Genomic DNA, 25,704 nt, shown 5'->3' with positions numbered 1-25,704 from the left:
AAACGTTGCCGGTCCTACGTTCGCCGCCTGTTCGCAACGACGCGGGAGGCAGGGTCCATGGCGAGGTACGCGGCTCCAGGACAACCGGACAGCGTGGTCACTTTTCGCGACCGGTACGACCACTTCATCGGAGGCGAGTACGTGCCGCCCGCCAGGGGCCAGTACTTCGCCAACCCCACCCCGGTGACCGGGGAGGACTTCACCGAGATCGCCCGCGGCACCGCCGAGGACGTCGAACGCGCATTGGACGCGGCCCACGGCGCCGCCCGTGCGTGGGGCAAGACTTCGGTGGCCGAGCGCGCCAACATCCTCAACAAGATCGCCGACCGCGTCGAGGCGAACCTCGAGATGCTCGCGGTCGCGGAGACGTGGGACAACGGCAAGGCGGTCCGCGAGACCCTGGCGGCCGACCTGCCGCTCGCGATCGACCACTTCCGCTACTTCGCGGGCGCCATCCGCGCCCAGGAGGGCGGCATCTCGCAGATCGACGAGGACCTCGTCGCCTACCACCTGCACGAACCGCTCGGCGTCGTCGCGCAGATCATCCCGTGGAACTTCCCGATCCTGATGGCGGTCTGGAAGCTCGCGCCCGCCCTGGCCGCGGGCAACGCGGTCGTGCTCAAGCCCGCCGAGCAGACGCCAGCGTCGATCCACGTCCTGAACGAGCTGATCGCGGACCTGCTCCCGCCGGGTGTGCTGAACATCGTCAACGGGTTCGGCGTGGAGGCGGGCAAGCCGCTCGCGTCCTCGCGCCGCGTCGCGAAGGTGGCGTTCACCGGCGAGACGACCACCGGCCGGTTGATCATGCAGTACGCCAGCGAGAACATCATCCCCGTCACGCTGGAGCTCGGCGGCAAGTCGCCGAACGTGTTCTTCGGCGACGTGGCCTCGCAGCGGGACTCGTTCTACGACAAGGCTCTCGAGGGTTTCGCGATGTTCGCGCTGAACCAGGGCGAGGTCTGCACCTGTCCGTCGCGGGCGCTGGTCCAGAGCGACATCTACGACAGCTTCATGGGCGACGCCGTCGAGCGGACCCGCGCGATCAAGCAGGGTCACCCGCTCGACACCGAGACCATGATCGGCGCGCAGGCGTCCAACGACCAGCTCGAGAAGATCCTGTCGTACATCGACATCGGCAAGCAGGAGGGCGCCCGGATCCTGACCGGCGGCGAGCGCGCGGACCTCGGCGGCGAGCTGTCCGGCGGCTACTACGTGACGCCGACGATCTTCGAGGGCGACAACAAGATGCGGATCTTCCAGGAGGAGATCTTCGGCCCGGTCGTCTCGGTCACCCGGTTCGCCGACTACGACGACGCCATGAAGACCGCCAACGACACGTTGTACGGCCTCGGCGCGGGCGTGTGGTCGCGTGACGGTTCCGTCGCCTACCGCGCGGGCCGTGACATCCAGGCGGGCCGCGTGTGGGTGAACAACTACCACGCCTACCCGGCGCACGCGGCGTTCGGCGGCTACAAGCAGTCCGGCATCGGCCGCGAGAACCACCGCATGATGCTCGACCACTACCAGCAGACAAAGAACCTGCTCGTCAGCTACTCCCAGAACGCCCAGGGCTTCTTCTGATGCCCCGCGTCGCACTGACCCCTGAGGCCGCGGACGTGCTCCGCGGCCTCAGGGCCGAGCACGGCGACCTGATGTTCCACCAGTCCGGCGGCTGCTGCGACGGCTCGGCCCCGATGTGCTACCTGGCCGGGGAGTTCCGCACCGGCGGGTCCGACGTGCACCTCGGTGATCTCGCGGTCGACGAGTTCGTCATTCCTGTGTGGATGTCCGCGTCTCAGTTCGAGTACTGGAGCCACACGCACCTGACGATCGACGTCGTGCCCGGCCGTGGGAGCGGTTTCTCGCTGGAGGCACCACTTGGAATACGTTTTCTGGTGCGCTCTCGACTGCTGAGCGACGAGGAGCTCTAGCATCTGCGCATGACCGTCCAATGCGGATGCTGCGGAGCCGAGATCACCTCTACGGACCGCATCGACTACAGGTTGAACCGTCCGGAGCAACTGCTCGGGGTGCCCGGCGAGCAACTCGGCGCGCCCACCGGCGGGCTGCTCGTCGGACCGGGCGGTGACTCCTACATCCGTTGCCTGCTGCCGGTTCGGCTGACCGGCGGAACCGAGCTCGTGTTCGGCGCGTGGACGCAGATCAGCAAGGTGGACGCGATGTACGCCCACGCCGTGTGGGACAACGACAGCGAGTACGCGAACCTGCGGATCTCGGGCAGGTTCGCGAACGCGATCAAGCCGTGGGACGTACTGGGAGTGGCTGTCGAGGCCGCAGTGCTCAACATCGACGAGCTGCCCTACTTCACCTCGCACCCGTTGCTCGAACGGGAGTGGGACCGCGACGAGGTGCTGTGCCGCATCCGGCACCCGTTGCCCATACCCGTCCGCGAGACCCTCGGCGAGGTCTGGACCATCGAACGCACCGAGGGCATGCGCTGCACCGTCGACGGCCGCACCGTCCGGTTCACGAGCCCGGACCGCCGGGTCGCGCTCGACGTCTACGCCGACCTCACCGGCGGCAGCGTGAGCGACTTCCTGGGCGCGGTCCTCGACGGCTACCCGGCGAGCGCCGAGCACTCCGTCTCGCACGAGGGCCCGGAGCTGCGTCACGCGTTCTGGCTCAGCGAGGTGATCGACGGCCATGAGGAACAGGTGTTCCACGCGCACGTCGTCCGTCCCGGCACGATGATCTCCGTGCGCTGCGTGCACCGCTACCCGGCCGACAGGGCGTGGGCGCAGCACGTGCTCAACAGCGTCCGGTACATCGGGTGACGGCCTGCGAGTGCTGTGGCACCGAGATCGACGACGCGGGCGCGATCGACCTGGACCTCGGCCCGCCTCCCGGCGTGCGCGACCCGTCGTTCGAGGCCGGTGGCAACGTCCTGCTGACCGAGGACGCCGGCTACGTCCGCTGCGTGCTGCCGGTCGACCTGACCGGGGACCTGGAGCTGTGGTTCGGCGCCTGGATGCGGGTCTCCCCCGAGGCCGCGCGCCATGCGGCCGACGTGTGGGACGGCCCCGGCTACGCCTCGCTCTCGTTCACCGGCACGTTCTCCCACGACCTCAAACCGTGGGACGGCCTGCGCGGCGCGGAGGTGGCCGCCGAGGTCCACGAGCCCGGCGACCTGCCCGAATACGTCCGGCACCCGTTGCTCGGCACCACCTGGGACCGCGACGAGGTGCTCAGCGGCTACCTGGTCGAGCTGCCGGTCTCGATCCAGCAGAAGCTGCCCGGCCGGTGGAGCATCGAACGCACCGCGGGCCTCACCCCGTACGTGCTGGAGGAGGGCCTGCGGTTCGCGGGACCGGGCCGCGCGGTGTTCGTCGACGTCCGCCGCCTCCAGGGCACCCCGGCGGAGCGGTTCCTGGAGCTGGCGCTGGAGGGCGCCCCGGACGTGCCGCCGGACCAGAAGTTCCTCGTGCGCGACGGCGTCGAGCTGCGGCACGCCCTGTGGCTCGTTGCCGCGTCGGGCCAGCACGAGTTCCACGGCCACGTGGCACGGTTCGGCGAGATGCTCGTCGTGACGTGCGTGCACGACGACCCTGCCGACCACGCGTGGGCGCGCCACGTGCTCAACAGCGCCCGTTTCCGCCGCGCGTGACTCGCTCGTAACGTCAGGTAAATCCCAAGTTTGCGCTAGTGAGCTGGACCACCTTTCGAGCTGCGCCGACGATTCCGCCATGAACGTTCTACTGGCATTCGCGCTGACCGCGAGTCTCACGTCGCCGGTGCACCTGCCCCCGACCGCACCGTGCCCGGAGAACGTCCCCGCCGGCACGACCTGTTACGAGGGCCGGGACCCCAACGGCGCGTACTACACGATCGCCGTGCCGAAGAAGTGGAACAAGACGCTCGTCGTGCACTCGCACGGCGGCCCCGACCTCGGCGACCCGACGCCGGAGCGCACGCGCGACGACCTGAACCGCTGGTCGGTAATGGTCAAGGAGGGCTACGCGTGGGCGGGTACCTCGTACCGGCGCGGCGGCTACGGCACGCGGATGGCCGCCGAGGACACCGACAACCTGCGCAGGATGGTCGTCGGCATGCTCAAGCCCGCGAAGGTCTACCTCCACGGCCAGTCGTGGGGCGGCAACGTCGCGGCGAAGACCATAGAGCTGTACAAGGGTTACGACGCGGCGCTTCTGACGAGCGGTGTGATGGCAGGCGGATCGCGCGGCTACGACTACCGCGTCGACCTGCGCGTCGTCTACCAGTACTACTGCGGCAACCACCCGCGGCCGTCCGAGGCGCAGTACCCGCTGTGGCAGGGCCTGCGTCCCGGCTCCACGATGACGACCGCCGGCCTGCGCAGCCGGATCGAGGAATGCCTTGGCGTGGCAGGAAGTCGCACGCCTGAACAGCAGCGGAAGCTCACCGACGTCCTCACCGTCACGAAGATCCCCGAGGAGACCCTGAACTCGCACCTGAACTTCGCGACGTTCACGTTCCGCGACATCGTGCACAACCGCCTGGGCGACCGGAACCCGTGGAGCAACACGGGCGTGGTCTACCAGGGCTCGCACGACGACGCCGCTCTGAACGCCGGCGTGGAACGCTTCGCGGCCGACCCGGCCGCCCGCGCCGAACTGGCCCACGACAGCGACCTCACCGGCAAGATCGACATCCCGGTCCTGTCGGTCCACGCGATCGGCGACCCGACCGCGTTCGTCGAGCACGAGTCGGCCTACCGCGACACCGTGAGGAAGGCCGGCCGCTGGTACAACCTCGTGCAGACCTTCACGACCGAGGCCACGCACAGCGCGTTCAGCGACTCGGAGTACGCCGCGGCCATGCAGTCCCTGGCGGCCTGGGAGAAGTTCGGCGTGCGGTCGAACCCGTTCCTGATCTCGTACGCCTGCCCGAGCCACGACAGGAAGTACGGCACCGGCTGCTTCTACAACCCCTGGTACCAGCCGAAGCCCTACGAGTCCCGGGTCGCACCCCGCGCGTGACCCGCAGGGATCCGGCCGCGCGCACCGCCTCCACAACGCCGCGCGCGGCCGGACTTGACCTCTACCATGGTGGAGGTAAGACGATCTTGCACATGAGCGATCTCTCCGAAATCGGGAACCTGGTAGCCACCGTCCAGCACTCCCAGCAGAACGAGCTGGCCGAGGAGTTCATCGACCTCTTCCGCCCCGACGCGATCTGGACGACAGCCCACGGCAAGCGCCTCACCGGCCGAGACGAGATCGCCTCCTTCACCCGCCAGGTCCTGCCCGGCGCGACGAAGGAGGCGACCGCCACCTACGAGGTGGCCCACGTCCTCTTCATCCGTCCCGACGTGGCGGCCGTCAAGATCCGCCAGCGCCCGGTCCGCCCCGACGGCACGGTGATCACCGACCAGAACGAGGGCTCGCCGCTCTACATCGTGTCCAAAGAGGACGGCGCCTGGCGCATCGCCGCCGGCCAGAACACCATCGTCCTCTAGCGCCCCTGCAACGACTTCACCTTGTCGCCGAAGGTCCAGTTCTTCGACCCGTCCCAGTTGATGGACCAGGTCATGAGCCCCTTGAGCTGCCCACCGAAACTGTTCCACGCCTGCCCCACCAGCGTGGGGTTCATGTAGCCACCACCGGCCCCGGGTTGCGCGGGCAACCCGGGAACCTGCTTGTCGTAGGGCACGTTGATCGTGGTGCCCTGCACGACCAGCCCCTTGTTCAGGCACTGCGTCTGCGCCACGAACCCCTGCACCGTCCCAGCCGAGTAGCTGTCACCGGAACACCCGTACATGGACCCGTTGTAGTACTGCATGTTCAGCCACCACAGACGCCCGTTGTCCGCGTACTTCTTGATGATCGGCAGATACGCACCCCAGATGGACCCGTAAGCAACACTGCCGCCAGTCACGTACGCGGTCTCCGGCGCCATGGTGAGCCCGAACCCGGCCGGCATCGCCGCCAGCACCCCGTCGATGATGCGCACGAGGTTCGCCTGCGAAGCCGACAACTGGTTGATGTTGCCACTGCCGACCAGCCCGGTCTCGATGTCGATGTCGATCCCGTCGAAGTTGTACTTCTTGAGAATCGGCACCACCGTGGCCACGAACCGGTCGGCCACCGCGGCAGAACTCAGGTCGATCCCCGCCGCAGCACCCCCGATCGACAACAAAATCGTGGCCCCGGCGGCCTTCGCCGCACACATCTCGGCAGGCGTGGCAACCTTCACCCCGACATCCATGCCGTCCTCCCACAACACGGTCCCGTCGGACCGGATCACGGGAAACGCCGCGTTGATGACGTTGTAGCCGTGCTGCTTGATGCGGGCGTCGGTAATCGGCGTCCAGCCGAACGGCGGATGAACCCCGTTGGACGCGCCGTCCCAGTTCTCCCAGTACCCGTGCAGAACCTTGCCCGCGGGCCGGGACTTGAGCGCGCACGTGTCGGCCGCCTGGGCGGTGGACGGGATGAGCAGGGTGCTCATGAGCAGAAGCAGGGCTGTCAGTGCCCTCGGGAACGAGCGGGCAGACATTCGCTCACCTTTCGCTTACAGGCGGCGACCCACTGTCATTGAAGCACGAAATGGTCCAGACCTCTACGGGCCGGGCCGGGTGGATGGGGGCAGAAGGCGGGGGGCGGCGGGAGGCGGCAGGCGGCGGGCGGGAAGCGGGCGGGCGGGAAGCGGGCAGGCGAGGCGCGGGCAGGCGAGAAGCAGGCGGCGGGCGGGAGGCGGCGGGCGGGAGGCGGCGGCGTGAGGCGCGCAGCCGAGGCGCGCAGCTAAACGGTCGGCCCCTCCCGGAGCGCAGGGGAGGGACCGGGGAGGCCATGCGGGCGAGGCGGGCTCGCCGAGGCGAGGCGGAGCGGGGTCGGCCTGAGCGGCTCCAGCGGAGCGGGGCTGCTCTGGCCTAGCGGGTGGCACTGGGTGGCTGCCCCAAGCCAGCGCGGCGGGACCACGCTGGAACTCGACCATCAGCACGCAGCCCGACCCCTTCGCTGGAGCAGGAACCAGCCACCGCAAGCGACCCGCGCGGTGCCAACCGGAAGGCCACCAATGTAAAGGCGACCACCTACGGCACCTGGCGTGGCGATGCGCAGCGAGCCGTGTGAACCTCGTGCACCTTGGTTCCGGTGGGCGCCTCACATGGCGATTGGGGCTTTACCTTGAGGGGGCGGGATGCCACCCTCACGGGCACGGCCGGGCGCTTTTCAGCCCGGCCTTTTTCCGGCCGTCTACGCATCCCGCCAGAGGCTCAAGGTCAAGCCCCAATCGCTAGCCCTTGATCCGTCATGACCCGCGCAAGCACCCTCGCAAGGCAACCGTGCCCCACAAACGCGACCAACCCCGCTGGAACCTTCACCAGCCACCAAAAGCCGACCCGCTCAGGCCGCCCAACGCCCCCAAAGCGTCTCCTCGGAAACCTCCCAAAGCCGAGCCGCCGCCCCGGAATCCTGCGCATAAGGCGCGACACCCCGCATGTGGCTACCACCCACAACCGGCGCAGCCTCAACACAGTCCTCGAAGTACCGCCCCGAAACCCCGTCCAACAACGGCGACGTGGCCACCACGAGAGTGGTCGCAGCCCCCTGCTCCACACTCTTCACCCGCCGAACATCAGCAGCACCACTGAGCCGGATGCGCTCCTGCAACTCCTCCGAACTCAGATGCCGCTGAAGATTGGTAGCGATGCTGCCCGGCATCAACGCGTTCATCGTGATGCCCTCACCACCCCACCGCACCCCGGCCTCGACACCGAACAAGATGTTCGCCGTCTTGGACTGGCCGTAGGCCTGCCAGCGGTCGTACGAGCGACGCTCGTAGTGGATGTCGTCGAAGACGACGTCGCTCATCAGGTGCGCCGAGGAGCTGACGTTCACCACGCGGGCGCCCTCGGCGCGCAGGGAGTTGAACAGGCCCAGGGTCAACGCGAAGTGGCCCAGGTGGTTCGTGGCGAACTGGAGCTCCCAGCCCTCCGGCGTGCGCGTCAGCGGGGTGGCCATGACGCCCGCGTTGTTGACGAGCAGGTGCAGCGGGCCGTCCCAGGTGCGGGCGAAGGCCTTCACCGACGCCGGCGAGGCCAGGTCGAGGCGGGCGACCGAGATGGTGCTGTTGCCGGTGGACCTGGACAGGGAGGCCGCCACTCGCTGGGCCGCGTCGAGGTCACGGGCCGCGATCGTCACCTCCGCGCCGGCGGTGGCGAGGGCTCGGACGGTTTCCACGCCGATGCCCGAGGCGCCGCCCGTGACGACGGCTCGGCGGCCGGAGAGGTCGAGGCCCTCGACCACGTCGAGAGCCGTGGTGTCGAAGCCGAATCCTGTGGTGATCATGCCTGCACCTTCAACGTTTCCTCGGAAACCTTCCACAGCTGTGCTGCGGCTTCTGGATCGGCGGCGTAGGCGGCCAGGCCGTTGCTCATGCCCTCGGTGTGCGGGAGGGCCTCTTCGCAGTCTTCGAAGTAGAGGCCCGAACGGCCCTCCACCAACGGGGACACGGCGAGCACCAGCGTGGTGGCCGCGCCCTGCTCCGGTGTCTTGAGCCGCAACGGGTTCGAGCCGCCGCGCAGCCGCCTGCGCTCCTCCAGCTCGTCCGGCGTGATGTGGCGCTGCAGCGCCGTCAGGATGCCGCCCGGCATCAGCGCGTTCATGGTGACGCCTTCACCAGCCCACCGCGCACCGGCCTCGACGCCGAACAGGATGTTCGCCGTCTTGGACTGGCCGTAGGCCTGCCAGCGGTCGTACTCGCGGCGCTCGTAGTGGATGTCGTCGAACACCACAGGGCTCGAGAGGTGGCCCGCGGAGCTGACGTTCACGACGCGGGCTCCCTCGGCGCGCAGCGCGCCGAACAGGCCCAGCGTCAGCGTGAAGTGGCCGAAGTGGTTCGTGGCGAACTGGAGCTCCCAGCCCTCCGGCGTGCGCGTCAGCGGGGGCGCCATCACACCCGCGTTGTTGATCAGTAGGTGCAGCGGCCCGTCCCACGCCGCGGCGAAGGCCTTGACCGACTCCTGCGAGGTCAGCTCCAGCGGAGCGACCGAGACGGCGGAGCTGCCCGTGGTGGCGGACACGTCGGCGGCGACCCGGCGGCCCGCCTCGACGTCGCGCGCCGCGATGGTGACCTCGGCGCCCGCGGCGGCCAGCGCCCGCACGGTCTCGACGCCGATGCCCGACGCCCCACCGGTGACCACGGCGCGGCGGCCGGAGAGGTCGACGCCCTCGACGACCTCGAGAGCCGTGCTCCCGAACCCGAACGGGGTGGTGATGCGCTCGCTCATCAGATTTCCCCAACCTGTGTCATACACTGAAACGGAGGTGCCTCCGGTTCGGGTTCCACCGTAAGCGGAGGAGCCTCCGGTTGGCAAGTGACGTCCCCCATAGGAGTGGTGCAGTGCGCGCAGACGCGGTCCGGAACCGAGGGCTGCTGATCGAGGTGGCGCTCGACGCGTTCACCCACGAGAAGGACGTGACGCTCGGCGCCATCGCCAAGAAGGCGGGCGTCGGCATCGGCACGCTCTACCGCCACTTCCCCACCCGCGAGGCGTTGATCGAGGCGGTCTACCGCACGGAGCTGGAGAAGCTCTGCGACGCGGCGCCCGAACTGCTGGAGACCCATGAACCCGAGGCGGCGCTGCGGGAGTGGATGGACCGCTTCATCGCCTACGCCGCGACGAAACGCGACCTCAAGGAAGCGCTGCAGGCCGTGATCGCGCTGGGCATCAACCCGTTCGAACACAGCCGCGCGAAGATGACCGAGGCCGTCCAGTCCCTGCTCACCCCGCTGAACGCGAGGACCGAGCCCATGGACCTGATGGCACTGCTGATCGGCGTCGCCCAGAACGGCGACCCGGATCAGGCTCGCAGGATGCTGGACCTGATCATGAACGGGGTTCTCCACGACGCTGCCGCTCGAAGCGCTCCACCAGCATCGGCGCCTCGTTGAGCAGGAACGTGTAGAAGTCGCGCATGTACTCCAGCCGGTCGTGCGCACGGCCGGGCCCGACCGCGCCGACCCCGTTCTCCACGGCGCGGAGCACCTCGTCGACCACCGAGTGCTGCCGCGAGTAGAGCGTCGTCCAGGCGTTGTCGCGCATCCGGAAGTGCTCACGGCGGCTACCGGCGACGTGGATCCGCTCGATCAGGCCCATCTGCGCGACCATCCGGACCGCACCGGACACCGATCCCGCGCTCACGCCCAGCTCCTGAGCCAGGTCCCCCGCGGTCAGCGTCTCCTTCTCGGAGAACAGGAACGCCGCGAGAGCCCGCGCTCCCATCCGCTGCATCCCGGCGCCGACCAGCGTGAGCGCCAGGTGCTCGGCGGCCTCCCTGCGGTCTGTCTCGCCCGTCACAGTCGTCCTGTCTTCAGAAATTTCTGAACATTCGCTAGCCTCGATCCTAGGGGGAAGGGGCGGGTCATGGCCACAGCGTTCACGGGGACAGCGCTCGTCGTCGGCGCCGGGATCTCCGGCCTCGCCACCGCGCTCAGGCTCGCCCGCAGCAGGTGGGACGTGGTGGTGCTCGACCACGGCGTCCCGCGCGAGCCCGTCCCGATCACCGGCCCGGACCGCCACGCCGCCGCCAGGCTCGCCGCGCTCCCCCACGACCTGCACTACGAGACCCGCCACAGCAAGGTCACCGCGCTGCACCCCGACCGGTTCGGCGTCACGGTCGAGTTCAACGACCACGACGACGAGTGGTTCGACATCGTCGTGTGCGCCCATCCGTGCTGCGAGGCCGAGCGATTACCGGGCCTGTGCCTGGAGACCTGGTCCCGCGACCACGTGGCCCTGCTCTACCGCGCCGTCCGCGACACCGGCCTGCCGCTGTGCGCCGCCGAGCTGCTCGCCGACGCGTTCGACATCCACCGCGACGACTACGCCGCATTCGCTTGGTGGGAAACCACTTTGAAGCCACACGCAATTAGGCGGGCCTTTACCCGCGTTCGGTAAGTCTCCGGTCATGACCACGTTACGGAGACGCACCTTCATCGTGGGCGGCCTCGCGGGAGCGAGCGCCGGGGTCCTGCTCCCCGCCCTGGCCAACGCCATCGGCTACCCGTTCACGCTGGGAGTCGCGTCCGGCGAACCGGCGGCCGACGGGTTCGTGATCTGGACCCGCCTCGCCCCCAGCCCGCTGAACGCCGACGGTCTCGGCGGGATGCCCAACACCAACACCGCCGTCGACTGGCAGGTCGCCACCGACGAGCACTTCACCGCCATCGCCCGCACCGGCACGTTCACCACCACCCAGGCGGGCGGTCATGCCGTCCACGTGACCCTCACCGGCCTGGAGCCGGGACGCGAGTACTGGTACCGCTTCCGCACCGGCGGCCACCTCTCCCCCGTGGGCCGCGCGCTGACCGCACCGGCCGTGGGCACGCAGCCCGCGCTGACCATGCTCTTCGCCTCGTGCTCGCACTACGAGGAGGGCTACTTCACGGCCTACCGCCGGATGGCCGAGGAGCACCCCGACCTGATCCTGCACCTCGGCGACTACATCTACGAAGGCGCCGCCACCACCACGAAGGTCCGCAAGTTCGCGCCCGCCGGCGAGATCAGCACGCTCGCGAACTACCGCGTCCGCCACGCCCAGTACAAGACCGACCCGGACCTGCAGGCCGCGCACGCCGCCGCGCCCTGGCTCGTCGTCTGGGACGACCACGAGGTCGAGAACAACTACGCCAACCTGGTCCGCAACGACAGCAGCCCGGCCGGTGACTTCACCGCACGCCGCGCGGCCGCGTACAAGGCCTACTACGAGCACATGCCGCTGCGCTCCGCCCAGGCGCCGACAGCGGCGAACATGCTGCTGCACCGCAGGGTCCGCTGGGGCAGCCTCGCCACGTTCCACATGCTCGACACCCGCCAGTACCGCAACGACCAGGCGTGCGGCGACGGCACGAAGGTCTGCCCGGCCGCCGACGACCCGGCCCGCACGCTCACCGGCACGTCGCAGGAGACGTGGCTGATCGACGGGCTCAGGCAGAAGCTCGGCACGTGGGACTTCCTGGGCCAGCAGGTGTTCTTCGCCCAGCGCCTCGCCGCCGCCGACGGCTCCAAGAGCATGGACGCGTGGGATGGCTACACGGCCAACCGCACGCGCATCCAGAACGCCTGGGACACCAACGGCAACAAGGGAACCGTGGTGCTCACCGGCGACGTGCACCGCAGCTGGGGCGCGAACATCATGCAGAACTACAGCACCCAGAACCGGATCATCGGCACCGAGCTCGTCACCACCTCCGTCACGTCCGGCGGTGACGGCAACGCGGCCGACAACAGCCTCAACCCGACGCTGAACCCGCACGTGAAGTACTTCAAGAACCTGCGCGGCTACGTGAAGACCCAGACCACCGCCACCGAGATGCGCGTCGACTACCGCGCCGTCGACAAGGTCACCGTCCGCGACTACCCGGTCAAGACCGTCGGCAGCTACGTCGTCGAGTCGGACAACCCAGGATTGCAGGCACCGTGAAGACACTGCTGATCGCGAGCCTCCTGCTGGCACCCGCCCCGATGACGTGGTCCACGGTCAACAGCGACTCGACCGGCGACCAGGACAACGCGTCCGTCTCGTCCTCCCGCAACGGGTACACGGCCGTCGTGTGGGAGGACGACCGCGACACCACCGCCCCCGAGGACCCGGTCCACTCCGACGTCTGGATCCGCCTCTACAAGGAGGGGGCGCCGGTCTACGAGAAGAAGCTCTCCACCGGCGGCACCGGTACCTGGCGGCACTGGCAGCCGGACGTCTCGGTGCGCGAGGACGGCAGCGCCGTCGTCGTGTGGTCGGAGGACCCGGACGGCAACGGCTACTACAACATCGCCGTCCGCTCGGTCAGCGCGTCCGGGACCGTCTCGGGGTCCGGCACCGCGAACGCCAACTCGGACGGTCAGCAGCACTTCCCCAGCGTGGCAGCGGATCCGGACTCGGGCGGCTTCGCGGTGACGTGGGAGGACAAGCAGGGCACCGCCGCGTCCACCACGCGGGTCAGCATGTTCGCGTCGATCAGTTCGAAGTCCTACGAGGCCCAGGTCAACAACGCCGGCGGCACCCACGCCAAGCCCCAGGTCGCGATGGGCGCGGCGGGCAACGCGGTCGTCGTCTGGGAGGCGGACGCGAACGTCGCCCGCAAGATCGTCACCCCGGCCGGTGGCGTGAAGCAGGCGCAGACCACGACGGGGCAAGGGAAACGCCCCGCCGTGGCGTCCAACTTCAACGGCGACTTCGCGATCGCCTGGGAGCAGTCCGGGGTCCGCGTCCAGTCGTTCACCGCCGCCGGAACCTCACGCGGCGCGGTCGCCCAGACCACCGGCGCCGACCCGCAGATCGGCATCGACGACCAGCTCGGCGTCGCGGTGACCACGGCGGAGGCGCAGGACGTCCACACCAGCGTCTACAACCCCGACGGCACCACCACGGGCCGTCCCGAACGGCAGCTCACCGTCTCGAACGCCACGGGCAGGCAGGACGAGCCCGCCGTCGGCGTCGACCCGTGGGGGCGCGTCAGCGTCGTCTACACCGACGACAACGACGGCAACGGGTTCGACCAGGTCTACCTGGGCACCGGCCTGACCACCCAGCGGTGGTGACTCAGCAGTGGTGACTCACCGCTGATCGAGCGGCCGGCGTCGCTGGTGGAGATCCAGCAGCGACGCCGGCTTCCAGAACCCGTGCACGTCGTAGGTGTCCACGCCGGGCGGCACGATCTCGTCGATCCGGTCCAGCACGTCGTCGGTCAGCACCAGCGAAGCGCCCTCCAGCAACGACTCCAGCTGCTCCATCGTGCGCGGCCCGGTGATCGCCGAGGTCACCGCTGGATGCGACGTCACGAACGCGATCGCGAGCGCCGGCAGCGAGACCCCCATCTCGTCGGCGAGCTTCGCGAACTGCTCCACCGCCTCGAACTTGGCCGCGTTGCCCGGCAGCGACTCGTCGAACCGCTCCGGGCTCAGCGTCGCCCGGAACGCCTCGGCCGACGCGCCCCGCCGGTGCTTGCCCGACAGGAACCCGCTGGCCAGCGGACTCCACACCAGCACACCCATCCCGAGGCGCTGGGCCGTCGGCAGCACGGAGCGTTCGACCCCGCGCGCCAGCATCGAGTACGGCGGCTGTTCGGTCCGGAACCGCATCAGGCCCCGGTTCAGTGCCACGTGGTGCGCCTCGACGATCTCCTCGGCCGGGAACGTCGAGCAGCCGAACGCCCGGATCTTCCCCTCCCGCACCAGGTCCGTCAGCACGGACAGCGTCTCCTCGACGTCGGTCCGGTAGTCCGGCCGGTGCACCTGGTAGACGTCGATCCAGTCGGTGCCCAGCCGCCTCAGGCTGGCCTCGACGGCACGCACGACGTACCGGCGCGAGTTGCCGCCGCGGTTTCGCCCCTCTCCCAGCGGGAAGTGGAACTTCGTGGCCAGGACGACGTCGTCGCGGCGGTCCTTCAGAGCTTTCCCGACGATCTCCTCGGAGTCGCCGGCCGAGTACATGTCGGCGGTGTCGACGAAGTTGATCCCCGCGTCGAGGGCGCGGTGGATGATCCGCACACCCTCTTCGTGGTCGTTGTTGGCGACGGAGCCGAACATCATGGCGCCGAGGCAGTGGTGACTGACCTCGATGCCGGTTCCCCCGAGAACGCGATAGCGCATGTTCATGCGCGGAAACCTACGAAGTAGAGCCGACTCTAGGTCAAGCCTATGCTCGGTGCATGGGGTTGAGCATCGGACAGGTGGCCGAACGCACGGGACTGAGCGTGCACGCGCTGCGCTTCTACGAGAAGGAGGGAATCCTCGCGCACCAGGTCCACAGAGGACCGGGCGGCCGCCGGGTGTACACGCAGCGGGACGTCGACTGGCTGCGCATGTGCATCATGCTGCGGATGTCCGGGATGCCGGTGCCGGAGATCCGCCGCTACACCGACCTGGTCCGCCAGGGCGACGGCAACGAGCTGCAGCGCCTCGACATCCTCAAGGAGCACCAGGACCGCGTCCGGCAACAGATGGTGCAACTGCAGGAGTGCATGGACCTGATCACGCACAAGGTCGGCATCTACCAGGACTACGTCAATTCGATCGCACCCAGGGCGGTCGGCCAATAGGCTCGGACCCATGCCTGTCGTGCTCTCGCTGAACGTCGCCCAGAAGACGGTCCCGGCCGACTACGCCCGCACGGGCGCCACCGGTATCGGCAAACACCCGGTCGACGGGCCGTTGCAGCTCAGCGCCCCCGGCCCCAGGGGCTCGGCGGGAAGTGGCGTCGCCGGTGACTCGATCGGCGACTGGACGGTGCACGGCGGCGAGTACCAGGCCGTCTACGGCTACGCGCGCGAGGACCTGGACTGGTGGCAGTCCGAGCTGGACGTGTCGCTGCACAACGGCCAGTTCGGCGAGAACCTGACCACCCAGGGCATCGACCACACGACCGCGCTGATCGGTGAGCACTGGCGGATCGGCACGGCGCTGCTGGAGGTCACCAGTCCGCGCATCCCGTGCCGCACGTTCGCCGAGTTCCTCGGGCAGCGCGGCTGGGTCATGCGGTTCACCCAGCAGGTCCGGCCCGGCGCGTACTTCCGCGTGCTGGAGGAAGGCCTGGTCGGACCGGGCGACGAGATCACCGTCGTGCACCGGCCCGACCACGACGTCACGGTCGAGCTGTTCTTCCGCGCCGTCACCACGGAGGGCGCGTTGCTGCCCCGGTTGCTCGCCGCCGGCGACTCGGTGCCGCCGGAGGTCGTCGAGCTGGTGCACCGGCGTTCCGTGGTCGAGCTGGACTCCTAGGCCGGGAAGTTCCGCACCCAGCGCTTCTGCCACGGCGTCTCAACGGCACGCCGGTGGTAGTTCGCGCGCGTCCACGCCACGGCCTCGCCGGCCGGAACGCCGGCGAGCACGGCCAGGCACGAGATCACCGTGCCGGTCCGCCCGACGCCACCGCTGCACGCCACCTCGACCCGCTCGCCCGACAACGCGCGGGCGTGCAGGGTGCGGATCAGCCTGATCGCGGCGTCGTGGTCGCGCGGCAGGCGGAAGTCCGGCCAGTCGATCCAGTCGTGCGACCACGGCACGTCGACCGGCTTGGGCTGCAGGTACACCCCGTACTGGGGATGCGGCTCGACCATCTTGCCGTCACGCAGGCCTCGCCCCGTGATCACGGCACCGTCCGGTAGTTCGATCGTCTTCAAGAACGTTCCCCCATGTGGTAGTGCTCCTTTCTACCACCGGGGATGGGCGGCGCGCCTCGCGTGCAGGACCACCCCGAGTCGCTCTTCGCGAAGTTCGGGGTGCCCGCAGCTGTCCTGACCGGTGCCGGAAGACAGGACTCTCGGCGGGTCCGGCGGGAGGGGCGTTCTGCCAGCATGGCCGCCATATACTCCGACCGCGCCCTGGTCATCGGCGCCGGCTTCGCGGGGCTGGTGGCGGCGAGGGTGCTGGCCGAGTCGTACGGCGACGTGGTGCTGGCCGGCCGGGACACGTTCACCGCCGACGCAGGCCTCCCCCAGGCCCACCACCCGCACGCGCTGCCGGCACGTGCGGCCGAGGTGCTGGAAGCGCTCTTCCCGAGGCTCGCCACGGAACTGGAGGACGTGGGGGCGGTCCGCGCGGACCTCGGCAGCGACGTCCTCCACCGCGTCCCGGCCGGCTGGGCACCGCGTGACCACCTGGGCCTGAGCGTGCTCTCGGTGACGCGGCCGACGCTCGACCGGATCCTGCGGCGCCGAGTGCTGCGGCTCGCGAACGTGTCCCTTGTGGACGGTGTGACGATCGACGGCCTGCTGCACGACCGCGGCATGGTCACAGGCGTGCACGGCCAGCGCGGCGACAGGCCGTTCACCGACTACGCGGACCTCGTGGTCGACGCCTCCGGCCGTGACAGCACCCTGGTGTCGTGGCTCGCGGAGCTCGGCGTGCACTGTCCCGCACCGATGATCGCCAACGGCCGCTTCACCTGCACCTCGCGGCTCTACGAGGTGAACCGCGACCTGAAGCTCGACTGGAAGACGGCCTGCGAGATCACCCACTCCCCCGATATCAGGCGCGGCGGCGTGGTGTCCTCAGTGGACGGTTACCGATGGTTCGTGACGCTGTTCGGCGCGGACGGTCACGCCGCACCGGCTGACGACGACGGCTTCCTCGACTACGCCATGTCGCTGCACTGCCAGGGCATCGCGGAGGTCGTCAAGACGGCGACCCCCGTGTCGGACCTGCACCGCACGGGCAACCTGCGCAGCCGCTGGAACCGCTTCCACCAGGTCCCGGACTGGCCACGCGGCCTGCTCGCGCTCGGCGACTCGGTGGTCTCGCTCAACCCCGTCCACGGACACGGCCTGACCGTCGCCGCCCTGAACTGCACCGCTCTGCACGGGCTGTTGCGGGAACACGACCTCGCCAACGAGCCGCAGGTCTTCCAGCGCGCGGTCGCCAGGACCGCGAAGATCCCGTGGACGTCCGTGACGACCACCGATCTCGGCTGGAGCACGAGGAAACTCCCGCTGACGACCCGCCTGCGGCAGTGGTACTCCGGCCGAGTGCTCGCGGTGATCCCCGGCGACCGGCAGGTCCACCGCGCGTCCGTCCGCATCTCGCAGCTGCTCGACCACCCGGCGACCCTGCTCCGGCCGGCCGTGCTGGTCCGCGTGCTGCTGGGCGCCGCTGGTCCGCGTGCTGGGACGAGTGCTCAGCGGACGGCGCCCTCGGGCCACAGCACCGTGACCGGCACGCCCCGCGACCGCGCGTAGGCCACCACGTCAGCCGTCCCGCCGGGCCCGCGCCCCGGCAGCCCGTCCCACACGGCGAGCAGCGCGTCGGACTCGTCGACCATCCGCATGCCCGCCTCCATGTAGGCGTGCGGATCCGGCGTGGCGTACTTCAGCTGCACGACCTTGCCCGCCCGCGCGAGCAGCGCGTCGTAGACGGGCCGGTAGGCGTCGGGGAGCGTCTCGCGGTACCGCGAGGCGGGCAGCACGGCGACGAGCGCCCCGCCCGCGTCCAGCACGGCCTGCGCGAAGACCGCGTCGGCACCGTCCGCGAGGCACGACACCCCTGCCACGGAACCGTTCTCCGCCACCGCGGCGCGGATCATCCGGTCGATCTCGGCCTCCAGTTCGGCGGAGAGTCCACGATGTCCGGTGATGGCGAGCCGCGTCGTCATCCCGGCAGGATATGCGGACCTGGGACGGCGCCCGCAACGCCGAGCGGGGTGGGGGGTTCGCAGGGCGGGACTGGGGTTCGCAGGGCGCGGCTCGGGATTGCCGAGCGGGGCTGGAGTCCGCCGGGCACGGCTCGGGTTCGCCGAGCGGACTGCCGGACGAACCCGAGGGCCCGCTCGCCGGGCCGGACTTCTGACACAGCGAGCGCCTCGCGCACCGGGCCGCCTGCGCCTCGGCGGAGTCGCGGACTCGCGTGCCGGCCACGCGGCGACCCTGCTCGGCTGCCGCTGGCACGTCAGCCGTCTCGCCTGCTGCCAGCACGTCAGCCGTCATGGCTACCGCCGGCACGTCAGCCGTAGCGGCCGCCGCCGGCACGTCAGCCGTAGCGGCCGCCGCCGGCACGTCAGTCGGCGCGGTGGCTGGCCTGGTTCTGCTCGGCGACGGCCAGGTAGTGGGTGTTGGTCATGACGCCCAGGATGTTGCCGAACGGGTCGACCACCGACGCCGTCACGAACCCCTCGCCGCGCACCCGTGGTTCGTCGTGGCTCTTGGCGCCCAGCTCTCGCAACCTGTTCAGCGTCGCGTCGAGGTCGTCGACCGCCCAGTAGAGGATCTCGCCTGCCGGTCCGTCGGACGGTGTGACCTCGAACCGGCGGTGCACGATGCCGAGTTCGGCCTGGTAGTCGCCGATGCGGAACTCGACGTAGGCGAGCACTCCGTCCGGGGTGCTCCGCTCGAAGTACGCGTCGACGCCGAGGAACGACGCGTACCAGGCGCGGGCCTCGGTCAGGTCGTCGGCGAAGTAGGACACGGTCGACATGCCTCGCAACACAACTGCCTCCGGGAAAGTTCTGGTCGGTGTGGTTTCAGCTTCGGCCGTAAAGTGCTCATCCAGTGAGCACTTTTAGCGGGAATCTGGAGACATGCGCGCAGACCGTCTCGTCGCCACGTTGCTTCTGATGCAGGCTCGCGGCCGGGTGACCGCCGCCGAACTGGCCGAGGAGCTCGAGGTCTCCAACGCCACGGCACGCCGTGACCTCGAAGCGCTGTCCGCGGCGGGGGTACCCGTGTACCCCCAGCCGGGGAGAGGTGGGGGCTGGTCGCTCGTCGGCGGCGCGCGCACGGATCTGAGCGGCCTGACCTCGGCGGAGGCGCAGGCGTTGTTCCTGATCGCCGGACCGGCCGCGTCCGTGGCGCCGCAGGTCAAGTCGGCGCTGCGCAAGCTGGTGCGCGCGTTGCCGCAGACGTTCCGCGCCGAGGCCGAGGCCGCTGCGGACGCGACGGTCATTGACACGGCCGCGTGGGGCGAGGACACCAGGGACCGGCCGGTCATCGCCACCACGCTGCAGCAGGCCGTCGTCAAACAGGTGCGGGTGCGGCTGACCTACCAGAAGCGAGGCGAGGCACCGAAAGGGCGCGAGGTTGACCCGTGGGGACTCGTCGACAAGGACGGCACCTGGTACTTCATCGCCGGCACCAGTGAAGGGCAGCGCACGTTCCGGCTCGATCGCATCCTGGGTGTCTCCCTCACCGGCACCCCGGCCACCCGGCCCGACGGCTTCGAGCTCGCCGGTGCCTGGGACGAGGTCGTGACGGCCGTGGAGGCGAAGCGCTCGGCGACGTCGGCGACGGTGCTCGTGCCCACGAGGTTCCTGGACGTGTTCCAGCACCAGCACGGCCGCCACTGCACGGTCGTCGGGGTGCGGGGCGAGCACACGGAAGTCGAACTGACGGCGCCGCGGCCGCTCGACATCGCCCGCAACGTCGCCGGGTGGGGCGGTCTGATCACCGTCGAGTCGCCCGAGTTGGAGGAACACCTGGCGCGCATAGGCGCGGAGCTCGTCAGCCGATACCCGCGTGCTGCTCCAGCCGAGCGAGCCGAGTCATGATCATCTCCAGCACCTTCGCCGCATCCGGGGTGGCCTTCTGCTGCTTCTGGAGGTGGACGATGCCCGCGAGCGCCGTCTGGACCGCCCGGCGCGTGGCCTTGATCTCCGCGCCCAGCTCGCGCAGTTCCTCGCCGCCCTTGCCGTTCGGTTCGGCGACGATCCCGAGCAGCAGGTGTTCGCAGCCGACGTAGTTGTGGCCGAGCGCGATGGACTCGGTGACCGCGAGTTCGAGCGCGGCGGCGGCGTCGTCGGCGAACCCGGGTTTCCGGCCGATGTCGCAGGGAATGAAGGAAGGAACGCCTTCTGGCGTGATGTCGATCGCGCGCAGCACGTCCAGCGCCAGGTTCCCGCCCTCGCGGACGATGCCGTTCAGGAGGTGGGCCGTGCCGATCTTGGTGCCCTCGGCGCACTCGGCGGCGATTTGGAGCGCCTTCCACGCGCGGTCGGTGAACTGGGGGAAGTTGTCGCGCTTGAGGTCCTGGACGGTGAGCGCCCGGATCGCGACGATCCGTTTGACCGACCCCTCGAGGGCTCTCTGGCAGATCGCCGAGACGGGAATGTTCATGTCTTTCACGGATTCGGCGAGCTCATCGGGCAGGTACACGTTGATTTTCGGCATAACCCCATTAATACCCCCATATGGGGTTATGGTCAACGGCGAACGCGGCAACCGTCACACTTGTGAGTGATTCAGAGGGGACGGGAGCACCCGCGTGGAGGAGACCAGCCGGCTCATCGGAAGCCGCTACCAGTTGAAGCAGAAGGTCGGCCAAGGGGCGATGGGAGTCGTCTGGCAGGCCTATGACGAGCAACTGCACCGCGTGGTCGCGGCGAAGGAGTTGCTCGGGCTGGACGGTCTCGACGACGCCAGGGTGGACCGCGCGAAGGCCAGGGCGATGCGCGAGGCCCGCCTCGCCGCCCGGCTGGAGCACCCGAACGCCATCCGCGTCTACGACGTCGTGGAGGAGGACGGCCGCCCCTGGCTGATCATGGAGTACCTCCCCTCCCGCAGCCTCGCCGCCGTGATCGCCGAGCAGGGCACCCTGCCACCCCGCGAGGTGGCCCGCATCGGGTGCTACACCGCCGCCGCCCTGGCCGCCGCGCACCGCCACGGCATCCAGCACCGCGACGTGAAGCCCGGCAACGTCCTGATCGGCGACCAGGAAGTCAAGATCACCGACTTCGGCATATCCCGCGCCACCGGCGAGGACGCCACCGCCACCGCGACGGGCACCGTCGGCACCCCCGCGTTCTTCTCCCCCGAGGTCGCCCGCGGCGAGGACGCGGGCCTGCCCTCGGACGTCTTCTCGCTGGGCGCCACGCTCTACAACGCCGTCGAGGGCGGCCCGCCCTTCGGCACCGCGGACAACAACCTCGTGATGCTGCACCGCGTCGCCAGCGGCTCGATCATGCCGCCGGCGAACGCGGGCCCCCTGCTGTCCCCCGTGCTGTTCCGGCTGCTCGCGACGGACCCGAAGCGCCGCCCGAGCATGCAGGAGGCCGTGCACCTGCTGGCCGCCGTCGTTAACGAGACGCCGCAGGTCTCCGAGGCGACCGTCATCATCCCGGCGACGGTCAAGCTCCCGGTGGAGGCCCAGCCGGAGGAGAAGGCGAGGCAGGAGGCAGCGGCTGCCGCGGCAGGGTTGGTCGCGGGCGCCGCGGCTGCGGAGGCAGCGGGCCTGACGGCTCCGCCCGCGAAGCCGGCCACGAAGCCCGTCGTCACGCCGGAGGCGCCCGTTGAGGGCGCGGAAGGTGCGGCGGAGGGTGCCGAGGCCGAGGCCGAGGCGAGCCGGGGGTCGGCGGCAGGCGCCGAGGGTGCCGTGGCCGCAGACGCGGGATCGGCGGCAGGTGCTGGGACCACGGCAGACGCCGGGTCCGCGAAAGATTCCGGGGCTGCGGAAAGCACCGGGGCCGAAGCGGGGCAAGGGGCAGCGGCGAGCGCCGAGGGCTCAGCGGCCGCGGGGACCACGGCGAGCGCTGGAACCGCAGCAGGCGCCGGATCAGCGGGCGGCACCGAAACCCCCGCAGGCACTGGATCCACCGCTGGCACCGGGTCCGCGGCGAGCGCCGGTGCCCCGGTGGCCGCCGGTGCCGCAGCCGGAAGCGCGGCCTCCGGTTCACCGCAGGCGCAGCAAGCCACCCCGCCCGCGACCCCGGAACCCCGAACCCGCCAGGCCCCAGCAACAGGCGGCACGGCAGCGCTCCCCACCACCCCAGCGCGCCAGACCTTCACAGCGGGAGGCGCGGGCGTCGCAGCCTCCGGCGCACCGGCGGCTGTACCCCCTACCAGCACCCCACCAGTACCCCCAGCGGAGTCCGGCGAGAACCGCCGCAAGTTCCCGCTGGTCCCCATCGCGATCGTGCTGCTCGTGATCGCCGTGGGCGTCGGCTCGTTCCTGTTGTGGCCCAAGGGCGACGGCGGCAACCAGAACGCCCAGACGCCCGGCACGAACAGCCAGTCCTCCACCGGCACGCCGAACCAGAGCACCGGTCAGACGACGGGCCAGACGCAGCCCCAGCAGCCGGGGAACAGCCAGACGCAGCCGCCCGCCACCAGCGAGACCACGCCTCCCGCGAGCACCCCGAGCGAGACCCCGCAGCCTCCCGCCGGCCCGAAGAACGCGCAGGAGGCCATCACCGCCTACTACGCGCTGATCCCCGGCAACCTGGAGGCGGGCTACGCGTCGCTCACGGACAGGTTCAAGTCCGTTCGCACGCCGAGCTTCCAGAACTACCAGACGTTCTGGAGCAATTACACGGCGGTGCAGCTGTCGAACTTCGTGCCGCAGGGCGACAACGTGGTGACCGTGACGCTGCAGTACATGCAGGGTGGGGCCGTCACCGACACCGAGACGCACACGTACACGTTCGTGCAGCAGAACGGGAAGTGGATGATCGACAACCAGGCATGATCGGGGCATGACTCGACGCGCGCTCGTCACCGGAGCATCCCGCGGCATCGGTGCCGCCATCGCCCACGCGCTTGCCCAGCAAGGGCACCAGGTGGCCGTCCACTACCGCTCCGGCGAGGAGGAGGCCCGGGCGGTCACGACAGCGCTGCCGGGCACTGGGCACGTCACCGTCCAGGGCGACCTCGGCGCGGACCAGGCCGGACAGGTCGTGAGCGAGGCCGTCGAGAAGCTCGGCGGCCTCGACGTCCTCGTCAACAACGCGGGTGTCTACTTCCACCACCCCATCACCACGACGAGCTTCGAGGAGTGGCAGCAGGCCTGGCGCCGCACCGTCGAGCTCAACCTGTTCGGCCCGGCCGACCTCGCCTGGCACGCGGTCCGGCACATGACCACCGGTGGCCGCATCATCAACGTCGGCTCGCGGGGTGCCTACCGGGGTGAGCCCGATGCCCCCGCGTACGGGGCGGCGAAGGCGGGGCTGCACGCGATGACGCAGTCGCTCGCCCAGTCGTTGGCGCCGCAGGGCATCGCGGTCGCGGGCGTCGCACCCGGATTCGTCAGGACCGGCATGGTCACGGACCTCCTCGCGAGCCCGGAAGGGGAGCTGATCCGGGCGCAGAGCCCGTTCGGCCGCGTCGCCGAACCCGAGGAGGTCGCTGCGGCCGTCGCGTGGCTGACCACGGAGAACGCGCTGTGGGCGAGTGGCACCATCATCGACGTGAACGGTGCCTCGCACCTCCGGTGATCGCATGGAACCGGTACCGGAACCAGTTCCGGTACCGAGTTGATCTTCCCGCAACCGGTCTAGACCACTAACGTCGCGGTGGGCGCTCGACGAAGTGGAAGGCCTCCCCTGCAATGCGTTCATTCCGCTCACGCCTCGGTGCCGCCGGCCTCGCGCTGGCCGCCGCCGCGGCGACATTGACAGTCATGGCGCCTGCCGCGCAGGCCGCCTACCCCGCCGGGTTCAAGAGCGTCGGCTACATGCCGTCGTGGGCCGGCAACGTCAGCACGCTTCCGTACAACAAGCTGACGCACATCAACTACTCGTTCGTGCTGCCGAACTCCAACGGCACGCTCCAGGGCGTGCCCGACCCCGGCAAGCTGCAGCAGCTGGTGAGCCTCGGCCACCAGAACGGTGTCAAGGTCTCGATCGCCGTCGGTGGCTGGAACGACGGCAACGACGACAACTTCGAGATCCTCGCGGCCAGCGCCAACGGCCGCACGACGTTCGTCAACGCGCTGATCAACCTGGTCAGCCAGTACAACCTCGACGGCGTCGACATGGACTGGGAGTACCCGGATCCGGGCGTCGAGGGTGACAACTACACGCTGCTGATGCGTCAGCTGGGCGACCAGCTGCACAGCCGCGGCAAGCTGCTCACGGCCGCGGTCGTGAGCGAGGGCGGCACGGCGAACGGCGTGCAGCCCGCGGTCTTCGGCATCGTCGACTGGCTGAACATCATGGCCTACGACGGCGGCAGCCCGCACGCGAACTACGACTGGTCGATCGCTTCCGTCAACTTGTGGAAGAACCGCGGACTGCCGGCGAGCAAGGCCGTTCTCGGTGTGCCGTTCTACAGCCGGCCGACCTACATCTCCTACCGCGACCTCGTCGCGCAGGACCCGGCCAACGCCAACCGCGACAGCTACAACGGCAACTCCTACAACGGCTTGCCGACGATCCGTCGCAAGACGCAGTGGGCGCTGGCCAACGCGGGCGGCATCATGAACTGGGAGCTCTCCCAGGACACGACCGGCAGCACCAGCCTGCTCAACGCCATCTGGGAGACCGCCGGCAACGGCAACCCCCAGCCTCCCACCGGCGGCACCATCACCGGTTTCGGCGGCAAGTGCGTGGACGTGGCCGCGGCGAACTCCGCCAACGGCACCGCCGTGCAGCTCTACTCGTGCAACGGCACGAACGCCCAGCAGTGGACGCGCAACGGAAGCACGTTGCGCGCCTTGGGCAAGTGCCTCGACGCGTCCGGCACCGCGAACGGCGCCGTGACGCAGCTTTGGGACTGCACCGGCTCCGGCAACCAGCAGTGGACCGCCGAGGCCAACGGCCAGCTGCGCAACACGGCGTCAGGAAGGTGTCTCGACGCCACCGGGAACAGCTCCGCCGACGGCACCAGGCTCCAGCTCTGGGACTGCGCCGGAACCGCCAACCAGCGGTGGACCATCAACGCCTGACCCTCCTGACTTCAGGAACTTCAGGCCGATGACGCAGGCGATGATCCCGGTGAGGAACACGATCTTCCACACGGAGACCGTCTCCTCGCCGGTGATCATCGCCCACGCCACGGTCAGGGCGGCGCCGATGCCGACCCACACCGCGTACGCGGTGCCGACCGGAATCCGTTTCATGACAAAGGAAAGCCCGGCCATGCTCAGCGTCGTGGCGACCGCGAAGAGCACATAGGCCTCCTGGGACAACGCCGTCGCCCACACCGCCTCGAGCACGGCGCTCGCCAGCAACACGGCCCAGTACATCAGCTCACCACCTTCAGGCCCGCGACGCAGCCGATCAACGCGACGAGCAGCAACGCCTTGGCCACCCCGAGCTTCTCCTCACCGCGCAGCACCGCGACGAGCACCGTGAGCACGGCTCCCACGCCGACCCACACCGCGTACGCCGTGCCGACCGGGATCCCCCGCATCGCCCACGCGAGCCCGACGAGGCTCAACGCCATGGTCACGGCCCACACCACCACCGGCCACGGCCGGCGAAAACCGTTGGACGCCGCGAGCGCCGTGGCCCATACGGCCTCCAGCACCCCTGACGCCACCAGCACAACCCAGTACATTGGTAC

29 protein-coding genes are annotated in these 25,704 nt (G+C 69.7%); 18 read left to right on the top strand and 11 right to left on the bottom strand.

Features of this window, described 5'->3' with window-relative positions; translation table 11 throughout:
• Positions 1 to 57 precede the first annotated feature (57 nt).
• From adh to IEY88_RS01780, 6 genes are all read left to right on the top strand, one after another.
• Positions 58 to 1,581: an aldehyde dehydrogenase gene (gene adh, locus IEY88_RS01805; protein WP_189152775.1), complete on the top strand. Its 1,524-nt coding sequence runs from the start codon at positions 58 to 60 to the stop codon at positions 1,579 to 1,581.
• On the top strand, positions 1,581 to 1,931 hold the full coding sequence (locus tag IEY88_RS01800) for a DUF779 domain-containing protein (protein ID WP_189152774.1): 351 nt from the start codon (positions 1,581 to 1,583) through the stop codon (positions 1,929 to 1,931). Before adh ends, IEY88_RS01800 begins: the two co-directional genes overlap by 1 nt.
• A gap of 9 nt (positions 1,932 to 1,940) precedes the next feature.
• Positions 1,941 to 2,795, top strand: coding sequence for a DUF2199 domain-containing protein (locus IEY88_RS01795; RefSeq protein WP_189152773.1), 855 nt, complete (start codon positions 1,941 to 1,943; stop codon positions 2,793 to 2,795).
• Positions 2,792 to 3,625, top strand: coding sequence for a hypothetical protein (locus IEY88_RS01790; RefSeq protein ID WP_189152772.1), 834 nt, complete (start codon positions 2,792 to 2,794; stop codon positions 3,623 to 3,625). Before IEY88_RS01795 ends, IEY88_RS01790 begins: the two co-directional genes overlap by 4 nt.
• Before the next feature lie 79 nt (positions 3,626 to 3,704).
• Positions 3,705 to 4,976: an alpha/beta hydrolase gene (locus tag IEY88_RS01785; RefSeq protein WP_189152771.1), complete on the top strand. Its 1,272-nt coding sequence runs from the start codon at positions 3,705 to 3,707 to the stop codon at positions 4,974 to 4,976.
• A gap of 92 nt (positions 4,977 to 5,068) precedes the next feature.
• Positions 5,069 to 5,455 carry an SgcJ/EcaC family oxidoreductase gene (locus tag IEY88_RS01780; RefSeq protein WP_189152770.1) on the top strand — a complete coding sequence of 129 codons (387 nt, stop codon included), beginning with the start codon at positions 5,069 to 5,071 and terminating at the stop codon, positions 5,453 to 5,455.
• Here the strand turns inward: IEY88_RS01780 and IEY88_RS01775 are convergent.
• From IEY88_RS01775 to IEY88_RS01765, 3 genes are all read right to left on the bottom strand, one after another.
• The gene (locus IEY88_RS01775) at positions 5,452 to 6,495 is read right to left on the bottom strand and encodes a chitinase (RefSeq protein WP_189152769.1); all 1,044 of its coding nucleotides are present in this window, start codon (positions 6,493 to 6,495) and stop codon (positions 5,452 to 5,454) included. The genes IEY88_RS01780 and IEY88_RS01775 overlap by 4 nt on opposite strands.
• 848 nt (positions 6,496 to 7,343) lie before the next feature.
• Positions 7,344 to 8,288: an SDR family NAD(P)-dependent oxidoreductase gene (locus IEY88_RS01770; protein WP_189152768.1), complete on the bottom strand. Its 945-nt coding sequence runs from the start codon at positions 8,286 to 8,288 to the stop codon at positions 7,344 to 7,346.
• The gene (locus IEY88_RS01765; protein ID WP_189152767.1) at positions 8,285 to 9,229 is read right to left on the bottom strand and encodes an SDR family NAD(P)-dependent oxidoreductase; all 945 of its coding nucleotides are present in this window, start codon (positions 9,227 to 9,229) and stop codon (positions 8,285 to 8,287) included. The genes IEY88_RS01770 and IEY88_RS01765 overlap by 4 nt, the downstream gene beginning before the upstream one ends.
• Positions 9,230 to 9,342: 113 nt before the next feature.
• Here IEY88_RS01765 and IEY88_RS01760 point away from each other — a divergent pair, with 113 nt between their 5' ends.
• Positions 9,343 to 9,894, top strand: coding sequence for a TetR/AcrR family transcriptional regulator (locus tag IEY88_RS01760; RefSeq protein WP_229693001.1), 552 nt, complete (start codon positions 9,343 to 9,345; stop codon positions 9,892 to 9,894).
• On the opposite strand, the gene IEY88_RS01755 is transcribed toward IEY88_RS01760, so the two are convergent.
• Positions 9,830 to 10,300 carry a GbsR/MarR family transcriptional regulator gene (locus tag IEY88_RS01755; protein WP_229693000.1) on the bottom strand — a complete coding sequence of 157 codons (471 nt, stop codon included), beginning with the start codon at positions 10,298 to 10,300 and terminating at the stop codon, positions 9,830 to 9,832. The genes IEY88_RS01760 and IEY88_RS01755 overlap by 65 nt on opposite strands.
• Positions 10,301 to 10,366: 66 nt before the next feature.
• Here IEY88_RS01755 and IEY88_RS01750 point away from each other — a divergent pair, with 66 nt between their 5' ends.
• Genes IEY88_RS01750 through IEY88_RS01740 form a run of 3 tightly spaced genes read left to right on the top strand, consistent with a single transcriptional unit; the run spans position 10,367 to position 13,543 of the window.
• Positions 10,367 to 10,900 carry an FAD-dependent oxidoreductase gene (locus IEY88_RS01750; protein WP_189152765.1) on the top strand — a complete coding sequence of 178 codons (534 nt, stop codon included), beginning with the start codon at positions 10,367 to 10,369 and terminating at the stop codon, positions 10,898 to 10,900.
• A 10-nt stretch (positions 10,901 to 10,910) separates the two neighbouring features.
• On the top strand, positions 10,911 to 12,425 hold the full coding sequence (locus tag IEY88_RS01745; RefSeq protein ID WP_189152764.1) for an alkaline phosphatase D family protein: 1,515 nt from the start codon (positions 10,911 to 10,913) through the stop codon (positions 12,423 to 12,425).
• The gene (locus IEY88_RS01740; RefSeq protein ID WP_229692999.1) at positions 12,422 to 13,543 is read left to right on the top strand and encodes a hypothetical protein; all 1,122 of its coding nucleotides are present in this window, start codon (positions 12,422 to 12,424) and stop codon (positions 13,541 to 13,543) included. The genes IEY88_RS01745 and IEY88_RS01740 overlap by 4 nt, the downstream gene beginning before the upstream one ends.
• A 15-nt stretch (positions 13,544 to 13,558) precedes the next feature.
• On the opposite strand, the gene IEY88_RS01735 is transcribed toward IEY88_RS01740, so the two are convergent.
• Positions 13,559 to 14,593: an aldo/keto reductase gene (locus tag IEY88_RS01735; RefSeq protein ID WP_189153487.1), complete on the bottom strand. Its 1,035-nt coding sequence runs from the start codon at positions 14,591 to 14,593 to the stop codon at positions 13,559 to 13,561.
• 59 nt (positions 14,594 to 14,652) lie between these two features.
• Here IEY88_RS01735 and IEY88_RS01730 point away from each other — a divergent pair, with 59 nt between their 5' ends.
• Together IEY88_RS01730 and IEY88_RS01725 are read left to right on the top strand one after the other, a co-directional pair.
• The gene (locus tag IEY88_RS01730) at positions 14,653 to 15,042 is read left to right on the top strand and encodes a MerR family transcriptional regulator (protein ID WP_189152763.1); all 390 of its coding nucleotides are present in this window, start codon (positions 14,653 to 14,655) and stop codon (positions 15,040 to 15,042) included.
• 10 nt (positions 15,043 to 15,052) lie between these two features.
• Positions 15,053 to 15,721 carry an MOSC domain-containing protein gene (locus IEY88_RS01725; protein WP_189152762.1) on the top strand — a complete coding sequence of 223 codons (669 nt, stop codon included), beginning with the start codon at positions 15,053 to 15,055 and terminating at the stop codon, positions 15,719 to 15,721.
• On the opposite strand, the gene IEY88_RS01720 is transcribed toward IEY88_RS01725, so the two are convergent.
• Positions 15,718 to 16,113 (bottom strand): protein-tyrosine phosphatase family protein, encoded by a 396-nt coding sequence (locus tag IEY88_RS01720; protein ID WP_444543321.1) that lies wholly within the window; start codon positions 16,111 to 16,113, stop codon positions 15,718 to 15,720. The genes IEY88_RS01725 and IEY88_RS01720 overlap by 4 nt on opposite strands.
• Before the next feature lie 183 nt (positions 16,114 to 16,296).
• Here IEY88_RS01720 and IEY88_RS01715 point away from each other — a divergent pair, with 183 nt between their 5' ends.
• Positions 16,297 to 17,676 (top strand): FAD-dependent monooxygenase family protein, encoded by a 1,380-nt coding sequence (locus tag IEY88_RS01715; RefSeq protein ID WP_189152761.1) that lies wholly within the window; start codon positions 16,297 to 16,299, stop codon positions 17,674 to 17,676.
• Here IEY88_RS01715 and IEY88_RS01710 read toward each other — a convergent pair.
• Positions 17,616 to 18,089 carry a hypothetical protein gene (locus IEY88_RS01710; RefSeq protein ID WP_189152760.1) on the bottom strand — a complete coding sequence of 158 codons (474 nt, stop codon included), beginning with the start codon at positions 18,087 to 18,089 and terminating at the stop codon, positions 17,616 to 17,618. The genes IEY88_RS01715 and IEY88_RS01710 overlap by 61 nt on opposite strands.
• Before the next feature lie 11 nt (positions 18,090 to 18,100).
• Between IEY88_RS01710 and IEY88_RS01705 the strand changes: the two genes are divergently transcribed.
• Positions 18,101 to 18,283: a hypothetical protein gene (locus IEY88_RS01705; protein WP_189152759.1), complete on the top strand. Its 183-nt coding sequence runs from the start codon at positions 18,101 to 18,103 to the stop codon at positions 18,281 to 18,283.
• A 207-nt stretch (positions 18,284 to 18,490) separates the two neighbouring features.
• Here the strand turns inward: IEY88_RS01705 and IEY88_RS01700 are convergent, their stop codons facing one another.
• Positions 18,491 to 18,907: a VOC family protein gene (locus IEY88_RS01700; RefSeq protein WP_189152758.1), complete on the bottom strand. Its 417-nt coding sequence runs from the start codon at positions 18,905 to 18,907 to the stop codon at positions 18,491 to 18,493.
• A 103-nt stretch (positions 18,908 to 19,010) separates the two neighbouring features.
• Between IEY88_RS01700 and IEY88_RS01695 the strand changes: the two genes are divergently transcribed.
• Positions 19,011 to 19,976, top strand: a complete 966-nt coding sequence (locus IEY88_RS01695; RefSeq protein WP_189152757.1) for a helix-turn-helix transcriptional regulator — start codon at positions 19,011 to 19,013, stop codon at positions 19,974 to 19,976.
• On the opposite strand, the gene IEY88_RS01690 is transcribed toward IEY88_RS01695, so the two are convergent.
• Positions 19,930 to 20,595 (bottom strand): Clp protease N-terminal domain-containing protein, encoded by a 666-nt coding sequence (locus IEY88_RS01690; RefSeq protein ID WP_189152756.1) that lies wholly within the window; start codon positions 20,593 to 20,595, stop codon positions 19,930 to 19,932. The two genes, IEY88_RS01695 and IEY88_RS01690, sit on opposite strands and share 47 nt — an antisense overlap.
• Before the next feature lie 94 nt (positions 20,596 to 20,689).
• Between IEY88_RS01690 and IEY88_RS43995 the strand changes: the two genes are divergently transcribed.
• From IEY88_RS43995 to IEY88_RS01675, 3 genes are all read left to right on the top strand, one after another.
• Positions 20,690 to 22,888 (top strand): serine/threonine protein kinase, encoded by a 2,199-nt coding sequence (locus IEY88_RS43995; RefSeq protein WP_229692998.1) that lies wholly within the window; start codon positions 20,690 to 20,692, stop codon positions 22,886 to 22,888.
• Positions 22,889 to 22,895: 7 nt separating this feature from the next.
• On the top strand, positions 22,896 to 23,633 hold the full coding sequence (locus IEY88_RS01680; RefSeq protein ID WP_189152755.1) for an SDR family NAD(P)-dependent oxidoreductase: 738 nt from the start codon (positions 22,896 to 22,898) through the stop codon (positions 23,631 to 23,633).
• 185 nt (positions 23,634 to 23,818) lie between these two features.
• Positions 23,819 to 25,084: a glycosyl hydrolase family 18 protein gene (locus tag IEY88_RS01675; protein ID WP_229692997.1), complete on the top strand. Its 1,266-nt coding sequence runs from the start codon at positions 23,819 to 23,821 to the stop codon at positions 25,082 to 25,084.
• On the opposite strand, the gene IEY88_RS01670 is transcribed toward IEY88_RS01675, so the two are convergent.
• Positions 24,977 to 25,384 carry a DMT family transporter gene (locus tag IEY88_RS01670; RefSeq protein ID WP_189152753.1) on the bottom strand — a complete coding sequence of 136 codons (408 nt, stop codon included), beginning with the start codon at positions 25,382 to 25,384 and terminating at the stop codon, positions 24,977 to 24,979. The two genes, IEY88_RS01675 and IEY88_RS01670, sit on opposite strands and share 108 nt — an antisense overlap.
• Entirely contained in the window at positions 25,384 to 25,698 is a 315-nt protein-coding gene (locus tag IEY88_RS01665; protein WP_189152752.1) for a DMT family transporter, read from the bottom strand. The genes IEY88_RS01670 and IEY88_RS01665 overlap by 1 nt, the downstream gene beginning before the upstream one ends.
• Between the last annotated feature and the right edge of the window lie 6 nt (positions 25,699 to 25,704).

Source organism: Lentzea pudingi (assembly GCF_014646255.1).
Classification (GTDB): domain Bacteria; phylum Actinomycetota; class Actinomycetes; order Mycobacteriales; family Pseudonocardiaceae; genus Lentzea; species Lentzea pudingi.
Note: the sequence above shows the minus strand (reverse complement) of the source record. Positions and strands in the feature narration are given on the sequence as shown.

Bases quoted from the DNA above. Each gene is read 5' to 3' on its own strand.
- IEY88_RS01765 (WP_189152767.1), bottom strand. From the start codon at position 9,229: ATGAGCGAGCGCATCACCACCCCGTTCGGGTTCGGGAGCACGGCTCTC.
- IEY88_RS01700 (WP_189152758.1), bottom strand. From the start codon at position 18,907: ATGTCGACCGTGTCCTACTTCGCCGACGACCTGACCGAGGCCCGCGCC.
- IEY88_RS01730 (WP_189152763.1), top strand. From the start codon at position 14,653: ATGGGGTTGAGCATCGGACAGGTGGCCGAACGCACGGGACTGAGCGTG.
- IEY88_RS01770 (WP_189152768.1), bottom strand. From the start codon at position 8,288: ATGATCACCACAGGATTCGGCTTCGACACCACGGCTCTCGACGTGGTC.
- IEY88_RS01725 (WP_189152762.1), top strand. From the start codon at position 15,053: ATGCCTGTCGTGCTCTCGCTGAACGTCGCCCAGAAGACGGTCCCGGCC.
- IEY88_RS01690 (WP_189152756.1), bottom strand. From the start codon at position 20,595: ATGCCGAAAATCAACGTGTACCTGCCCGATGAGCTCGCCGAATCCGTG.
- IEY88_RS01795 (WP_189152773.1), top strand. From the start codon at position 1,941: ATGACCGTCCAATGCGGATGCTGCGGAGCCGAGATCACCTCTACGGAC.
- IEY88_RS01675 (WP_229692997.1), top strand. From the start codon at position 23,819: ATGGCGCCTGCCGCGCAGGCCGCCTACCCCGCCGGGTTCAAGAGCGTC.
- IEY88_RS01785 (WP_189152771.1), top strand. From the start codon at position 3,705: ATGAACGTTCTACTGGCATTCGCGCTGACCGCGAGTCTCACGTCGCCG.
- IEY88_RS01735 (WP_189153487.1), bottom strand. From the start codon at position 14,593: ATGCGCTATCGCGTTCTCGGGGGAACCGGCATCGAGGTCAGTCACCAC.
- IEY88_RS01750 (WP_189152765.1), top strand. From the start codon at position 10,367: ATGGCCACAGCGTTCACGGGGACAGCGCTCGTCGTCGGCGCCGGGATC.
- IEY88_RS01800 (WP_189152774.1), top strand. From the start codon at position 1,581: ATGCCCCGCGTCGCACTGACCCCTGAGGCCGCGGACGTGCTCCGCGGC.
- IEY88_RS01705 (WP_189152759.1), top strand. From the start codon at position 18,101: ATGCGGACCTGGGACGGCGCCCGCAACGCCGAGCGGGGTGGGGGGTTC.
- IEY88_RS01715 (WP_189152761.1), top strand. From the start codon at position 16,297: ATGGCCGCCATATACTCCGACCGCGCCCTGGTCATCGGCGCCGGCTTC.
- IEY88_RS01695 (WP_189152757.1), top strand. From the start codon at position 19,011: ATGCGCGCAGACCGTCTCGTCGCCACGTTGCTTCTGATGCAGGCTCGC.
- IEY88_RS01680 (WP_189152755.1), top strand. From the start codon at position 22,896: ATGACTCGACGCGCGCTCGTCACCGGAGCATCCCGCGGCATCGGTGCC.
- IEY88_RS01780 (WP_189152770.1), top strand. From the start codon at position 5,069: ATGAGCGATCTCTCCGAAATCGGGAACCTGGTAGCCACCGTCCAGCAC.
- IEY88_RS01665 (WP_189152752.1), bottom strand. From the start codon at position 25,698: ATGTACTGGGTTGTGCTGGTGGCGTCAGGGGTGCTGGAGGCCGTATGG.
- IEY88_RS01745 (WP_189152764.1), top strand. From the start codon at position 10,911: ATGACCACGTTACGGAGACGCACCTTCATCGTGGGCGGCCTCGCGGGA.
- IEY88_RS01710 (WP_189152760.1), bottom strand. From the start codon at position 18,089: ATGACGACGCGGCTCGCCATCACCGGACATCGTGGACTCTCCGCCGAA.
- adh (WP_189152775.1), top strand. From the start codon at position 58: ATGGCGAGGTACGCGGCTCCAGGACAACCGGACAGCGTGGTCACTTTT.
- IEY88_RS01775 (WP_189152769.1), bottom strand. From the start codon at position 6,495: ATGTCTGCCCGCTCGTTCCCGAGGGCACTGACAGCCCTGCTTCTGCTC.
- IEY88_RS01670 (WP_189152753.1), bottom strand. From the start codon at position 25,384: ATGTACTGGGCCGTGTTGCTGGCGAGCGCCGTGCTCGAGGCGGTGTGG.